Annotated in this window: 13 protein-coding genes; 7 read left to right on the top strand and 6 right to left on the bottom strand. The window is 60.4% G+C overall.

The genetic code is table 11. The annotated features are described in order from the left end of the window. Positions 1–12: 12 nt before the first annotated feature. The 4 genes from frr to rpsB form a co-directional block, all read right to left on the bottom strand. A complete protein-coding gene (frr, locus tag K1X80_RS06895; RefSeq protein ID WP_057439907.1) occupies positions 13–570 on the bottom strand; it encodes a ribosome recycling factor in 558 nt (185 codons plus the stop codon). After that, positions 567–1,310, bottom strand: coding sequence for a UMP kinase (pyrH, locus tag K1X80_RS06890; RefSeq protein WP_003172271.1), 744 nt, complete (start codon positions 1,308–1,310; stop codon positions 567–569). The genes frr and pyrH overlap by 4 nt, the downstream gene beginning before the upstream one ends. 211 nt (positions 1,311–1,521) lie before the next feature. After that, positions 1,522–2,385: a translation elongation factor Ts gene (gene tsf / locus K1X80_RS06885; protein WP_003172264.1), complete on the bottom strand. Its 864-nt coding sequence runs from the start codon at positions 2,383–2,385 to the stop codon at positions 1,522–1,524. A gap of 193 nt (positions 2,386–2,578) precedes the next feature. Next, positions 2,579–3,319: a 30S ribosomal protein S2 gene (gene rpsB / locus K1X80_RS06880; protein WP_029297291.1), complete on the bottom strand. Its 741-nt coding sequence runs from the start codon at positions 3,317–3,319 to the stop codon at positions 2,579–2,581. Between the two features lie 386 nt (positions 3,320–3,705). Between rpsB and map the strand changes: the two genes are divergently transcribed. The 3 genes from map to dapC all read left to right on the top strand — a co-directional run bounded on the left by map (position 3,706) and on the right by dapC (position 8,604). Further along, positions 3,706–4,488 (top strand): type I methionyl aminopeptidase, encoded by a 783-nt coding sequence (map, locus tag K1X80_RS06875; RefSeq protein WP_032858167.1) that lies wholly within the window; start codon positions 3,706–3,708, stop codon positions 4,486–4,488. 67 nt (positions 4,489–4,555) lie between these two features. Continuing rightward, positions 4,556–7,258 (top strand): [protein-PII] uridylyltransferase, encoded by a 2,703-nt coding sequence (locus K1X80_RS06870; RefSeq protein WP_057958694.1) that lies wholly within the window; start codon positions 4,556–4,558, stop codon positions 7,256–7,258. 146 nt (positions 7,259–7,404) lie between these two features. Continuing rightward, entirely contained in the window at positions 7,405–8,604 is a 1,200-nt protein-coding gene (gene dapC / locus K1X80_RS06865; RefSeq protein WP_057958693.1) for a succinyldiaminopimelate transaminase, read from the top strand. A gap of 80 nt (positions 8,605–8,684) precedes the next feature. On the opposite strand, the gene K1X80_RS06860 is transcribed toward dapC, so the two are convergent. After that, on the bottom strand, positions 8,685–10,328 hold the full coding sequence (locus tag K1X80_RS06860; RefSeq protein WP_057958692.1) for a Na+/H+ antiporter: 1,644 nt from the start codon (positions 10,326–10,328) through the stop codon (positions 8,685–8,687). 264 nt (positions 10,329–10,592) lie between these two features. Between K1X80_RS06860 and K1X80_RS06855 the strand changes: the two genes are divergently transcribed. The 4 genes from K1X80_RS06855 (at position 10,593) to K1X80_RS06840 (ending at position 13,653) form a co-directional block, all read left to right on the top strand. Beyond that, complete coding sequence (locus K1X80_RS06855) at positions 10,593–10,901, top strand: arsenate reductase (RefSeq protein WP_232545463.1); 309 nt, start codon at positions 10,593–10,595, stop codon at positions 10,899–10,901. 32 nt (positions 10,902–10,933) lie between these two features. Beyond that, positions 10,934–11,968, top strand: a complete 1,035-nt coding sequence (gene dapD / locus K1X80_RS06850; protein ID WP_057439915.1) for a 2,3,4,5-tetrahydropyridine-2,6-dicarboxylate N-succinyltransferase — start codon at positions 10,934–10,936, stop codon at positions 11,966–11,968. A 69-nt stretch (positions 11,969–12,037) separates the two neighbouring features. Further along, on the top strand, positions 12,038–13,243 hold the full coding sequence (locus tag K1X80_RS06845) for an aminotransferase class V-fold PLP-dependent enzyme (protein ID WP_057439916.1): 1,206 nt from the start codon (positions 12,038–12,040) through the stop codon (positions 13,241–13,243). Beyond that, the gene (locus K1X80_RS06840) at positions 13,240–13,653 is read left to right on the top strand and encodes a SufE family protein (protein ID WP_198792444.1); all 414 of its coding nucleotides are present in this window, start codon (positions 13,240–13,242) and stop codon (positions 13,651–13,653) included. The genes K1X80_RS06845 and K1X80_RS06840 overlap by 4 nt, the downstream gene beginning before the upstream one ends. Positions 13,654–13,708: 55 nt before the next feature. Here the strand turns inward: K1X80_RS06840 and tcdA are convergent, their stop codons facing one another. Then, the gene (gene tcdA, locus K1X80_RS06835; RefSeq protein WP_057441812.1) at positions 13,709–14,518 is read right to left on the bottom strand and encodes a tRNA cyclic N6-threonylcarbamoyladenosine(37) synthase TcdA; all 810 of its coding nucleotides are present in this window, start codon (positions 14,516–14,518) and stop codon (positions 13,709–13,711) included. Positions 14,519–14,702 lie beyond the last annotated feature (184 nt).

Below are 14,702 nucleotides of genomic sequence, written 5' to 3'. Positions count from 1 at the left end.
CGTCCTGACCCCTTATACGGCCATCAGGTCCTTTTCTTTCTCTTCCGTGGCCTTGGTGATCAGGGCCTCGGATTCCTTGGTCAACTTATCGATATCGGCGATGGCACGACGTTCTTCGTCTTCGCTGATTTCTTTGTCCTTGACCAGTTTCTTCAGGTCACCCAAGGCATCGCGACGGATGTTGCGCACGGCAACGCGAGCATCTTCAGCTGCGCTGCGCGCCTGCTTGGTGAAGCCCTTGCGGGTTTCTTCGGTCAGGGCCGGCATGGAGATCAGCAGCAACTCACCCAGGTTGGTCGGGTTGAGGTTCAGGCCAGCGCTCTGGATAGCCTTGTCGACAGCAGCGAGCATGTTGCGCTCGAAGGCCACGACCTGCAGGGTGCGCGAGTCTTTTACGGTCACGTTGGCCACGCCGCTCAGCGGGGTGTCGGAGCCGTAGTAAGGCACCATCACGCTGCCCAGGATGCTTGGGTGGGCCTTGCCGGTACGAATCTGGCCAAACGCGTGGTTCAGAGACTCCAGGGATTTTTGCATACGCGCTTGGGCGTCTTTCTTGATTTCATTGATCATTGTTGGCCTTCCTCGATCAGAGTCCCTTCTGCGCCGCCGTGTACGATATTCAGCAGGGCGCCGGGCTTGTTCATGTTAAATACGCGCAGCGGCATCTTATGGTCGCGGCACAGGCAGATTGCCGTCAGGTCCATCACACCCAGCTTGCGATCCAGCACTTCATCATAAGTCAGATGATCGAACTTCTCGGCATGCGGGTCTTTGAATGGATCGGCAGTGTAGACACCATCGACCTTGGTGGCCTTGAGCACTACGTCGGCATCAATTTCGATGGCACGCAGGCAGGCAGCCGAGTCGGTGGTGAAGAACGGGTTGCCGGTACCGGCGGCAAAAATCACCACCTCTTTGGCATTCAGGTGGCGCATGGCTTTGCGCCGATCATAATGATCGGTCACACCCACCATGGAAATGGCCGACATCACGATGGCCGAGATGTTGGCACGCTCCAGGGCGTCGCGCATGGCCAGGGCGTTCATCACAGTGGCCAGCATGCCCATGTGGTCGCCAGTGACCCGATCCATGCCAGCAGCACTGAGCGCGGCGCCACGGAACAGGTTGCCACCACCGATCACCAAGCCGACCTGGACGCCGATACCGACCAGTTGGCCGACTTCCAGCGCCATGCGGTCAAGCACCTTGGGATCGATCCCGAACTCTTCCGAGCCCATCAGGGCCTCGCCGCTAAGCTTGAGTAGAATGCGTTTATAGCGAGCCTGATAACCACTGCCCTGCTGAGCCATTGCGAATCTCTCCTGCGGCGTATTTTTAAAAAATTCTTGGCGAGCCGTTTACGGCTTGCGTTCACTCTAGCTGGACGCTGTCACAGCGCCATCGGAACACGGCTTTGTAAGCCAGTTCCAAAGGGAAGCCAAATAAAATTGAGCATCCCATTTGAAAAGAGGCTGCGCGCGTGAGCGGGCAGCCTCTCTTGGGCGACAGTTGAAAACTGTCTTATTGCTTAGCGGCAGCCAGCTGGGCAGCAACTTCTTCAGCGAAGTTGTCGACCGGCTTCTCGATGCCGTCGCCTACTTTGAAGTAGGTGAAGGAAACGATTTCAGCACCGGCTTTCTTGGCCAGCTCGCCAACCTTGATTTCAGGGTTCTTGACGAACGCCTGCTCAACCAGGCTTGCTTCGGCCAGGAACTTGCTGATACGGCCTTTGACCATGTTCTCAACAATGTTTTCTGGCTTGCCTTTGATTTTTTCTTCGTTCAGCTGCAGGAACACAGCTTTTTCGCGCTCGATCGCTTCGGCAGAAACTTCCGAAGGCAGCAGGAACTCAGGGTTGCTGGCCGCTACGTGCATAGCGATGTCTTTGGCCAGTTCAACGTTGCCGCCCTTGAGGACAACTGCAACACCGATCTTGTTGCCGTGCAGGTAACCACCGACAACATCACCTTCAACGCGCACCAGACGACGGATGTTGACGTTTTCGCCAACCTTGCCGACCAGTACCAGACGATCAGCTTCTTGAGCGGCGATCAGCGGAGCGGCGTCAGTCAGTTTGTCGGCGAACGCTTTTTCAACGCTAGCAGCAACAAATGCCTTGAAGTCGTCCTGCAGAGCCAGGAAGTCGGTCTGCGAGTTCACTTCCAGCAGAACGGCAGATTTACCGTCTTCCTTCAGAGCGATAGCGCCTTCAGCAGCGACGTTGCCTGCTTTCTTGGCAGCCTTGATCGCGCCCGAAGCACGCATGTCATCAATGGCTTTTTCGATGTCGCCGTCAGCCTTTTCCAGGGCTTTCTTGCAATCCATCATGCCTTCGCCAGTACGCTCACGCAGTTCTTTAACCAACGCTGCAGTAATTGCTGCCATTTTCAAATTCCTCTTGGATAGGTTTTCAACCATTCCACCCGACTTGTACGGGCGTTCAATTCTTCCCGAACCACCCTTGTTAACCGCTGCACGTTACAGATGCTGTAGCTGTGCCGCTCACAAATGGTTTTCGAGGTGGCAAAAAGGGGGCCAAGCCCCCTTTTTGCTTACTGAGTCAACGCCAGGGCGTCAATTACTCAGCTGCAGCGACCGGTGCTTCTTCAGCAGCGAACTCTACGGTGCCGCCGCCAACATTGTTGCGGCCACGGATTACAGCGTCAGCCATCGAACCCATGTACAGCTGGATAGCGCGGATTGCGTCATCGTTGCCTGGGATGATGTAGTCAACGCCTTCCGGGCTGCTGTTGGTATCGACTACGCCGATAACCGGGATACCCAGCTTGTTGGCTTCGGTGATCGCGATGCGCTCGTGATCAACGTCGATAACGAACAGTGCGTCAGGCAGACCGCCCATGTCCTTGATACCACCCAGGGAACGATCGAGCTTTTCCAGGTCACGGGAGCGCATCAGCGCTTCTTTCTTGGTCAGCTTGGCGAAAGTACCGTCTTCGGCTTGCACTTCAAGGTCACGCAGACGCTTGATGGAAGCACGGATGGTTTTGAAGTTGGTCAGCATGCCGCCCAACCAGCGGTGATCGACGTACGGCGAACCGCAACGTGCTGCTTCTTCAGCAACGATCTTGCCAGCGGAACGCTTGGTGCCGACGAACAGAATCTTGTTTTTGCCCTGAGCCAGGCGCTCTACGAAAGTCAGAGCTTCGTTGAACATTGGCAGGGTTTTTTCAAGGTTGATAATGTGGATCTTGTTACGCGCGCCGAAAATGTATTTACCCATTTTCGGGTTCCAGTAACGGGTCTGGTGACCGAAGTGCACACCGGCCTTCAGCATATCGCGCATGTTGACTTGGGACATGATAGTTCCTTAATAAGTCGGGTTTGGCCTCCACGTATCCCAATGACCAACCAGCGGCTTCAAGGCCTCCGGCACCCAGGTCATCGTGTCGACACGTGTGTGGATTTAAGCTTTGCGGGGTATCCCCGGAAAGCGGCGCATTTTATACCACAGCATCGGCAAAAACGAAACCCGCAATCGCACTTGCTTGCCGCCAGCGCCACCCAAGCCATTGAATCGGGTGAAAATACCCACACCTTATAGAGAGAAGCGATAGCCAGACACTCATGGTTTACACCTTGCGTCTGTTAGAATCGCGTTTTTTGGGCTTGTGCGAACGCTGCACCTTTTTGTCGCACGCCCGTAAACCGTATTGATTTCAGCGCGTCGCGCTAGAGAGAGCCTGTATGACCGTTACCCTGAAAACCGCCGAAGACATCGCAGGTATGCGCGTTGCCGGCAAACTGGCGGCCGACGTACTGGAAATGATTGCCGAACACGTCAAGCCCGGCGTCACCACCGAAGCCCTGGACCGCATCTGCCATGACTATATTGTCGACGTGCAGAAAGCCATCCCCGCGCCGCTGAACTACAAAGGCTTCCCCAAGTCGATCTGTACCTCGATCAACCACGTGGTCTGCCACGGCATCCCAGGCGACAAGCCGCTCAAGGACGGTGACACGCTGAACATCGACGTCACCGTGATCAAGGACGGCTATCACGGCGACACCAGCCGTATGTTCCATGTCGGCAACGTGCCGGTGTGGGCCGAGCGCCTGTCCCAGGTCACCCAGGAATGCATGTACAAGGCCATCGAGCTGGTCAAGCCGGGCTGCCGCCTGGGCGATATCGGAGAAGTGATCCAGAAGCACGCAGAAAAGAACGGCTTCTCGGTAGTCCGTGAGTTCTGCGGCCACGGCATCGGTAAAGTGTTCCACGAAGAGCCACAGATCCTGCACTACGGCCGTGCCGGCACCGGCATGGAACTCAAGGCAGGCATGACGTTTACCATCGAACCGATGATCAACCAGGGCAAGGCCGACACCAAGGTGCTGGGCGACGGCTGGACGGCCATCACCAAGGACCGCAAGCTCTCGGCGCAGTGGGAACATACCCTGCTGGTCACCGAGACGGGCTATGAGATCTTCACCCTGCGCGCCGACGACACGATTCCCCGCGTTTCGGCCTGATGCTTGCAGCGGGCTTTCCAGATAGCAATGTTGTGACCTACACCTAGATAGAAAGGAAAGCCGATCAATGCCCCAGGTGGATCCAGAACTCTTCGACCGTGGCCAGTTCCAGGCGGAACTGGCGCTGAAGGCCAGCCCCATAGCAGCCTTCAAGAAGGCCATCCGCCAGGCCCGCGAGGTGCTCGACGAGCGCTTTCGCAGCGGCCGGGAGATTCGCCGGCTGATCGAGGATCGTGCCTGGTTCGTCGATAACATCCTGCAAAAGGCCTGGGAGCAGTTTGATTGGAGCGAGGACGCCGACATCGCCCTGGTGGCCGTCGGCGGCTACGGCCGTGGCGAACTGCACCCCTACTCCGATATCGACCTGCTGATCCTGCTGGACAGCGCCGACCATGAGATCTTTCGTGACTCCATCGAGCGTTTTCTGACGCTGTTGTGGGATATCGGCCTGGAAGTCGGCCAAAGCGTGCGTTCGGTGGCTGAATGCGCCGAAGAGGCCCGCGCCGACCTGACCGTGGTCACCAACCTGATGGAAAGCCGCACCATCTGCGGCCCCGAGCGTCTGCGCCAGCGCATGCTGGAAGTCACCAGCACCGCGCATATGTGGCCGAGCAAGGAGTTCTTCCTGGCCAAGCGCGCCGAGCAGAAAGCCCGGCATCACAAGTACAACGACACCGAATACAACCTGGAACCCAACGTCAAGGGCTCGCCCGGCGGGCTGCGGGATATCCAGACCATTTTGTGGGTCGCCCGTCGCCAGTACGGCACCCTCAACCTGCGGGCCCTGGCCGGCGAAGGCTTTTTGGTGGAGAGCGAAAACGCCCTGCTGGCCTCGTCCCAGGAGTTCTTGTGGAAGGTGCGCTACGCCCTGCACATGCTGGCCGGACGCTCCGAAGACCGCCTGCTGTTCGACCACCAGCGCTCCATCGCCACCCTGCTGGGCTTCGAGGGCGAAGACGCGAAGACCAGCATCGAAAGCTTCATGCAGCAGTACTACCGGGTGGTCATGAGCATCGCCCAGCTCAGCGACCTGATCATCCAGCACTTCGAAGAAGTAATCCTGGCCCCCGAAGACGAAGCGCCGCCGCAACCGATCAACGCCCGCTTCCAACTGCACGATGGCTATATCGAGGCGCGTAACGACAATGTGTTCAAACGCACGCCGTTTGCCATGCTGGAAATCTTCGTGCTGATGGCCCAGCAACCGGAAATCAAGGGCGTGCGCGCCGATACCATCCGCTTGCTGCGGGAAAACCGTCACCTGATCGACGACGAATTCCGCCACGACATCCGCAACACCAGCCTGTTTATCGAGCTGTTCAAGTGCAAGGTCGGCATTCACCGCAACCTGCGGCGCATGAACCGCTACGGCATCCTCGGGCGCTATCTGCCGGAGTTCGGCTTTATTGTCGGGCAGATGCAACACGACCTGTTCCATATCTATACAGTCGACGCCCACACCCTGAACCTGATCAAACACCTGCGTAAGCTGCAATACACCCAGGTGTCAGAGAAATTCCCGCTGGCCAGTAAGCTAATGGCCAAGTTGCCCAAGCCTGAACTGATCTACCTGGCCGGCCTGTATCACGATATCGGCAAGGGCCGGCATGGCGACCACTCGGAAATCGGCGCAGTGGATGCCGAAGCCTTCTGCCAGCGCCACCAGTTGCCGCAGTGGGACAGCCGCCTGATCGTCTGGCTGGTGCAGAACCACCTGGTGATGTCCACCACCGCCCAGCGCAAGGACTTGTCCGACCCGCAGGTGATCCATGACTTTGCGCAGATCGTCGGCGACGAAACCCGTCTCGACTACCTGTACGTGCTGACCGTCTCCGACATCAACGCCACCAACCCGACCTTGTGGAACTCGTGGCGCGCCAGTCTGTTGCGCCAGCTCTACACCGAGACCAAGCGCGCCTTGCGCCGTGGCCTGGAGAACCCGGTGGACCGCGAAGAGCAGATCCGCCGCACCCAGAACGCGGCCCTGGATATCCTGGTGCGCGGCGGCAACGACCCGGACGATGTCGAGCAGCTCTGGTCGCAGTTGGGGGATGATTACTTCCTGCGCCACACCGCAGGCGACGTGGCCTGGCATACCGACGCGATCCTGCAGCAGCCGGCCGACGGCGGCCCATTGGTGCTGATCAAGGAAACCACCCAGCGCGAGTTCGAAGGCGGCACGCAGATCTTTATCTATGCGCCGGACCAGCATGACTTCTTCGCCGTGACCGTGGCCGCGATGGACCAGCTGAACCTGAACATCCATGACGCGCGGGTCATTACCTCCAGCAGCCAGTTCACCCTCGACACCTATATCGTGCTCGACACCGAAGGCGAGTCCATCGGCGACAACCCCGAACGCGTGAAGAAGATCCGCGAGGGCCTGACCGAGGCCCTGCGCAACCCGGACGACTACCCGACCATCATCCAGCGCCGGGTACCGCGCCAGCTCAAGCACTTCGCCTTTGCGCCCGTGGTGACGATCCACAACGATGCCCAGCGCCCGGTGACGGTACTCGAGCTCAGCGCCCCCGATCGCCCTGGCCTGCTGGCGCGGATCGGCGGGATTTTCCTGGAGTTTGACCTGTCGTTGCAGAACGCCAAGATTGCCACCCTGGGCGAGCGGGTCGAAGACGTGTTTTTTATTACCGATGCCGACAACCAGCCACTGTCCGACCCTGAACTGTGCCGCCGCTTGCAGGACGCCATCGTCGCGCAATTGAGCGTGAATCAGGAGCCTGGCGCGGAGTTGTCCAGAATAACCATTTGAGTTGAATTTAATTTCCCTGTGGACGCGGACCTTGTAGGGGCTGGCTTGCCTGCGATGCGGGCGGCGCGGTGTATCTGGTGCACCGAGGCGATGCCATCGCAGGCAAGCCAGCTCCCACAGGGCCGCGCTCAACGATAGAGGCCCCGATGAACAACGCTCTGAACCAACTGCAACCCTACCCGTTCGAGAAATTGCGTGCCCTGCTGGGCAGCGTCACACCAAACCCGGACAAGCGCCCGATTGCCCTGTCCATTGGTGAACCCAAGCACAAGTCCCCGGATTTTGTAGCCCAGGCCCTGGCCAACAATCTGGATCAGATGGCGGTATACCCCACTACCCTGGGGATCCCCGCGTTGCGCGAGGCTATTGGGGCCTGGTGCGAGCGGCGCTTCGACGTGCCCAAGGGCTGGCTGGACCCGGCGCGCAATATCCTGCCGGTCAATGGCACCCGCGAAGCCCTGTTCGCCTTCACCCAGACCGTGGTCAACCGGGGCGACGATGCCCTGGTGGTCAGCCCGAACCCGTTCTACCAGATCTACGAAGGCGCAGCGTTCCTCGCCGGCGCCAAGCCGCACTACCTGCCGTGCCTGGATGAAAACGGCTTCAACCCGGATTTCGACGCGGTCTCGGCCGACATCTGGAAACGTTGCCAGATCCTGTTCCTGTGCTCCCCCGGCAACCCGACCGGCGCACTGATCCCGGTCGACACCCTGAAAAAACTGATTGCCCTGGCCGACCAGTACGACTTCGTGATCGCCGCCGACGAGTGCTACAGCGAGCTGTACTTCGACGAGCAAACTCCGCCGCCAGGCCTGCTCAGCGCCTGCGTCGAGCTGGGCCGCCAGGACTTCAAGCGCTGCGTGGTGTTCCATAGCCTGTCCAAGCGCTCCAACCTGCCGGGCCTGCGCTCGGGGTTTGTGGCCGGAGATGCGGAAATCCTCAAGGCCTTCCTGCTGTACCGCACTTACCACGGCTGCGCGATGCCGGTGCAAACCCAGCTGGCAAGCATCGCCGCGTGGCAGGACGAGGCTCATGTACAGGCCAATCGTGACCTGTATCGGGAAAAATTCGACGCCGTATTGGCGATTCTCAAGCCGGTACTCGACGTGCAAAACCCCGATGGGGGCTTCTACCTATGGCCGAACGTCGAGGGCGACGATGCCGCGTTCTGCCGCGATTTGTTCGCGGAAGAACATGTGACCGTGGTGCCGGGCTCGTACCTGTCGCGGGAAGTGGATGGCTTCAATCCAGGGGCCGGACGGGTGCGCCTGGCATTGGTTGCGCCATTGACCGAATGTGTTGAAGCCGCCGAACGGATGCGCAACTTCATCCAGCGTCGTCGTTGATGACAGGGGCCGCTCCCGCCCAGGAGCGGCCTGCGCGTTGAGATCGCGCAAGGGCAACAGGGGTAAGTCAGCCCACACGGCTACTTCTGGGTCCCCAGGTTGGCCTCACTCATATCCAGGTCGGCCAGCACTTCGCGCAGCACGTCATCGCCAATCTGGTGGTGACGGCTCAGGCTATACAGCTCCAATCGCTGCGCGCGCAGGGCCTTGAGCCGTAACTTGCGCTCCAGATGATCCATCTGCAGCGCCAGCGCCTGGGCTTCGGCCGAGTCATTGAACACCTCCAGTTGATGGCGATATTCCGACATGATCCGTGCCTTGAGCTCTGCCGCCAGTGCAGCCTGGGCCGCATCCAGGGGCGCCGCGTCGGCGGCCTCCTCTGCTTCCAGGGCATGAATCGCGGCTTCGGCGGTTTTCTTCCAGGCATCACGCACCTCGCCGCGCCGCTTGTCATCCGGGCTCTTCTCGATCCCCCGCAACAACAAGGGCAAGGCGATACAGGCGGCGACCAATGACAACAGGATTACCCCGGCGGCAATGAAGATCAGCAGGTCGCGCTCGGGAAACGCCTGGCCAGGCGCCATCAGCAACGGTACTGACATCACACCGGCCAGGGTCACCGCCCCGCGCACCCCGCCAACCGTCAACAGCCAGCAGGACCGCGCGGTGGGCACCAGTGTCAGCTCACTTTTACCGCGCAGGCGACGCAGCAGACCGGACAGACGCCAAATGCTCTGTACCCAGATAAACCGCAACACCAACAACACCAGGAAGATCGCGATCACGTCCAGGCAGCGATAGAACAAGGTCGGCCACAGCGTGGCTTCGTGGCTGGTCACCGCCTTGATGATGTCCGGCAACTGCAGGCCAAGCAGCAGGAAGATCAAACCGTTGAAGGCAAACTCCAGCAACGACCAGACACTGCGATTGAGCAAGCGTGTACTGGTCTGGCGTGGCAGCAGGTCCAGCCAGCTCTGCATCATGCCCGCCGCCACGGCCGAGAGAATCCCCGAGGCGCCCAGGCGTTCAGCCAACACATACGCCGCAAACGGCAGCAGCAACATAAACACCACATGGGTCGCCGGATCATCCCAGCCCCGGGCAATCATCCAGGCCCGCAGGCGCCCCACCAGCCAGCTCAAGGCTACGCCAATGGCCAGGCCACCGACCGCCACCAGCACAAATGTCAGGCTGGCATCGGCCAGGGAAAATACCCCAGTCAACGCCGCCACCAGGGCGAACTTGAAGGTCACCAGGCCCGACGCATCATTCATCAAGGCCTCGCCCTGAAGCATGTGCATCAAAGGCGTGGGCAAGCGGTTCTGGGAAATCGCCGACACCGCCACCGCATCCGTCGGCGACAACACTGCCGCCAGGGCGAAAGCCACCGGCAAGGGAATGCTCGGCAACAACCAGTGGATAAAGTACCCGGCGCCCACCACGGTAAACAGCACCAGCCCCACGGCCAACGTCAGGATCGGCCCACGCAGGCGCCACAGCTCACGCTTGGGCATGCGCCAGCCATCGGAGAACAGCAACGGCGGCAGGAATAGAAACAGAAACAATTCAGGGTCCAACGCCACATGCAGCCCCAGGGTCGGCCACGCCAGCAAGGCACCAGCGGCAATCTGCACCAACGGCAACGGCAAAGGGATCACACGCCCGACCAGACGCGAAACGCTGACCAGCATCAGCAGGATAAGAACGGTGTAGGCGGTTTGCATAAAGCGGGGTTCCTGGACAATCGACTTGCAATGACACACTTGAGGCAACAACGCGCCTTTGAAGTGCCATATTAGCTGCCTATGCTGTTGCCGGGCTTTTGCACATAAGTCGCACCTCGTACCGTAAGGAGTGACGAGCGGCACCGAAACTGTTTTGTCGTGGCATAATCCGTGATCGTTTGTTTCCAGCAGCCCAAAGGGGGCAGTTCCTTGACCGATTCAAGCAAAACATTGCACCTTTTTGGCATCAAAGCCTGCGACACCATGAAAAAGGCCCGTACCTGGCTCGATGAAAATGCCATCAGCTATGAGTTTCATGACTACAAGACGGCCGGTATCGACCGCGAACACTTGACCCAATGGTGCAATGAGCACGGTTGGCAGGTGGTTTTGAACCGTGCAGGCACGACCTTTCGCAAACTCGAAGACGAACGCAAAGCCGATCTCGACCAGGCGAAAGCCGTTGAACTGATGCTCGCACAACCCTCGATGATCAAGCGCCCAGTGCTCGATCTCGGTGACAGAACCCTGATTGGCTTCAAGCCAGATAGTTATTCGGCGGCCCTCAAGTAGGCCAGCCACTTCATTTTTGTAGAGGTAACAGCATGTCCAATTCCCTGTTCAGCCTGGGCTTCGGCGTCGGCACCCAGAACCGCCAAGGTGCTTGGCTGGAAGTGTTTTACGCGCAGCCATTGCTCAACCCTTCGGCCGAAATCGTCGCTGCCATCGCGCCGATCCTTGGCTACACCGAAGGCAACCAGGCGATCACCTTCACCATTGCCCAAGCCTCGCAACTGGCTGATGCACTGAAAAATGTAGATGCCACCCAGGCCGCCCTGCTGACCCGCCTGGCCGAAAGCCACAAGCCGCTGGTCGCCACGTTGTTGGCCGAAGATGCCGCACTGACCTCCACCCCTGAGGCCTACCTCAAGCTGCATCTGCTCTCCCACCGCCTGGTCAAGCCCCATGGCCTGAGCCTGGCGGGTGTGTTCCCGCAACTGCCGAACGTAGCCTGGACCAGCCAGGGTGCGATCGACATCGGCGAACTGGCCGAGCGCCAACTGGAAGCGCGCCTGCGTGGCGAGCTGCTGGAAGTGTTCTCGGTGGACAAGTTCCCGAAAATGACCGACTACGTGGTCCCGGCCGGCGTGCGTATCGCCGATGCCGCACGTCTGCGCCTGGGTGCCTATGTGGGCGAAGGCACCACCGTGATGCACGAAGGCTTCATCAACTTCAATGCGGGCACCGAAGGCCCGGGCATGATTGAAGGCCGTGTATCGGCTGGCGTCTTCGTCGGCAAGGGGTCGGACCTGGGCGGCGGTTGCTCCACCATGGGCACCCTGTCGGGCGGCGGCAACATCGTGATCAAGGTGGGCGAAGGCTGCCTGATCGGCGCCAACGCCGGTATCGGTATCCCATTGGGTGACCGCAACACCGTGGAATCGGGCCTGTACGTGACTGCCGGCACTAAAGTGGCGCTGCTCGATGAGCAGAACCAACTGGTCAAGGTGGTCAAGGCCCGTGAACTGGCTGGCCAGCCGGACCTGCTGTTCCGCCGTAACTCCGAGACCGGTGCCGTGGAGTGCAAAACCCACAAGTCGGCCATCGAACTGAACGCAGCGCTGCACGCTCACAACTAAGCAGCGACTCGATGCCACCGGAGCCGGCCGTGCCTTGCAGCACGGCCGGTTCATATGAGTCTTGAACCCATGCTTGTGCCCTCGCCCTGGCGCGCCGATTTCCCGGCCATCGCCACCTTGCAACGGCAAGACCAGACCTATCTGGACAACGCCGCTACCACGCAAAAACCTCAAGCCCTGCTGGACGCCCTTGGCCATTACTACGCCAATGGCGCGGCCAATGTGCACCGTGCCCAGCATTTGCCAGGCGCCCATGCGACCCAGGCGTTCGAGGACAGTCGCAGCAAAGTGGCGCAATGGCTCAACGTCGGTGACAGCGGGCAGATCATCTTTACCCACGGCGCGACGTCTGCGCTGAACCTCCTGGCCTATGGCCTGGAGCACCTTTTCAACCCGGGCGATGAGCTTGTCATCAGCGCCCTGGAACATCACGCCAACCTGCTGCCCTGGCAGCAACTGGCCAAACGCCGCGAGCTCACGCTGGTGGTGCTGCCCCTCGACGATGAGGGTTTGATCGACCTGCAAGCCGCCGCCACGATGATCGGCCCACGCACCCGCCTGCTGGCGGTGAGCCAGTTGTCCAACGTGCTGGGCGTCTGGCAGCCGTTGCCGCAGTTGCTGGCACTGGCCAAGGCCCACGACGCCTTGACCGTGGTGGATGGCGCCCAGGGCATCGTCCACGGCCGCCATGACGTGCAGGCCCTGGGCTGCGACTTCTACGTATTTTCCAGCCACAAACTTTATGGTCCGGACGGCGTCGGCGTGCTTTACGGCCGCACCGAAGCCCTGCATCGGCTGCGCCACTGGCAGTTTGGCGGCGAGATGGTGCAGCAGGCGGACTACCACAGCGCCAGCTTCCGCCCGGCGCCCCTGGGTTTCGAGGCGGGTACGCCACCGATTGCCGGGGTGATTGGCCTGGGGGCGACCCTGGATTACCTCAACTCCCTGGATCAACAGGCGGTGATCGCCCACGAAGCGGCACTGCACGACTACCTCTTGCGCGGTCTACAGGCACGCAAGGGCGTCCATCTGCTGGGCTCGCCGCAAGTCGCCCTGGCCAGCTTTGTGGTGGAGGGTGTGCACAACGCCGATCTCGCCCACCTGCTGACCGAGCAGGGCATCGCGGTACGCGCCGGTCATCACTGTGCGATGCCTTTGCTCAAGAGCCTGCATCTGTCGGGGGCGATCCGGGTTTCCCTGGCGTTGTACAACGACTCCGATGACCTGGAGCGTTTCTTTGAAGCGCTGGATCAGGCCCTGGACATGCTGCGATGAGCCTGCCCGCAGATGCACGTGTCGCGTTGCAGGCCTTTCAGGCCGTCGGCAGCTGGGAGCAACGCGCGCGCTTGTTGATGCAATGGGGCGAGCGGCTGCCGGCGTTGGCGGCTGAGGACAAGGTCGAAGCCAACCTGGTGCAGGGCTGTGAAAGCCTGGTGTGGCTGGTGGGATGCTTGCGCGATGGCCATTGGCAGTTTGCCGCCAGCAGTGATGCACGCTTGATTCGAGGGTTGGTGGCGTTGCTGCTGGCGCGGGTCAACGGGCTGTCGGCGGAGGCGTTACAGGCGGTCGACCTGCCCGACTGGTTCAACCAACTGGGGCTTTCCCGTCAATTGTCGCCGTCGCGCAGTAATGGCCTGAATGCGGTCCTGCAGCGCATGCGCCAATTGAGCCAAGCACAAAACTGAATGTGGGAGCTGGCTTGCCTGCTCCCCCACTGTGATGGATGCCCAGCCGTGAGATTCAGGCGGGCTTGACCCGCTCGGACGGCCTGCGCACCCCAGCCACAATCTTGTCCACCGCCTTGGTCGCCGCGACCATGCCAAAAGTCGCCGTCACCATCATCACCGCGCCAAACCCGCCGGCGCAGTCCAGCTTCACCCCATCACCGACAAAACTCTTTTGCAAACAGATGCTGCCGTCGGGTTTGGGATAGCGCAGTTGTTCGGTGGAGAACACGCAAGGCACGCTGTAGTGCCGGGTCACGGTGCGCGAGAACCCGTAGTCGCGGCGCAAGGTGGAGCGCACTTTCGAGGCCAGCGGGTCGTTGAAGGTGCGGTTCAGGTCGCACACCTGGATCAGCGTCGGGTCAATTTGCCCGCCGGCGCCGCCGGTGGTGATGATCTGGATCTTGCGGCGCTTGCACCAGGCAATCAGCGCCGCCTTGGCGTTGACCGCGTCGATGCAGTCAATCACACAGTCGATGGTCGGCGTGATGTACTCAGCCATGGTGTCGCGGGTTACGAAGTCCGCCACCGCGTGCACCGTGCAAGCGGGGTTGATCGCACGCAGGCGTTCGGCCATCACTTCGACCTTGGGCTTGCCCACCGTGCTGTCCAGGGCGTGCAACTGACGGTTGCTGTTGCTGACGCACACGTCGTCCAGGTCAAACAGCGAAATCTCGCCCACCCCGCAACGGGCCATGGCTTCAGCGGCCCAAGAGCCGACACCGCCCACGCCGACGATGGCCACATGGGCCGCTTTCAAGCGTTCCAGGCCTTCTATGCCATACAAGCGGGCGACGCCGGCAAACCGTGGATCTTCTGTACTCATGACCATTACCCCAAAAACCGGCGCGCATTATAGGGCTACGCAGCGATAAGTTCTAAGCTACAAGCTATAAGTAAAGAACTTACCGACGCTTTGGCTGCCCAATGCCCGGTTTTTCCTGGCTTGCTGTACGCAGAGTGCAGGGCCGATGGTAGGATGCGCGCCGTTCGGCGTACACCAACACGTC

It is taken from the genome of Pseudomonas sp. So3.2b, from assembly GCF_019464415.1.
GTDB lineage: Bacteria > Pseudomonadota > Gammaproteobacteria > Pseudomonadales > Pseudomonadaceae > Aquipseudomonas > Aquipseudomonas shahriarae.
The sequence above is the reverse complement of the archived record's forward strand: the minus strand, read 5'-3'. Positions and strand labels throughout refer to the sequence as shown.